The 284-nt window shown below is 62.0% G+C and carries 1 protein-coding gene; it reads right to left on the bottom strand.

Translation table 11 applies throughout. The annotated features are described in order from the left end of the window. Positions 1–284 (bottom strand): carotenoid oxygenase family protein (locus KI686_RS17695; RefSeq protein ID WP_237590413.1); only part of this gene is annotated, 284 nt, incomplete at both ends.

Below are 284 nucleotides of genomic sequence, written 5' to 3'. Positions count from 1 at the left end.
CAAAGCGCGACACAAGCGACTTGTCGTAGTAGATGCGGTACTTGCCGGCGGCACGTGCCGCCTGATCCTGCACGAGCGGAAGATCCATCAGCACCGTGTAGTTCTCGGTGATGGCCATATCGTGCGGCAGCCGCGGGCCGGGAAGATCAACCTGGGTCAGATGCGTCTGGGTGCCGTCCGCGCCGATAATGCCGTAACGCATGAAGTTCATGTCGGGGCCATAGTCGAACCACATCAGCTCGCCCGTACGCTCGTCTGCCTTGGGGTGCGCCATCATGTCGCCC

Origin of the sequence: Polaribacter sargassicola, assembly GCF_021991835.1 — a bacterium.
GTDB lineage: Bacteria > Bacteroidota > Bacteroidia > Flavobacteriales > Flavobacteriaceae > Polaribacter > Polaribacter sargassicola.
The sequence above is the reverse complement of the archived record's forward strand: the minus strand, read 5'-3'. Positions and strand labels throughout refer to the sequence as shown.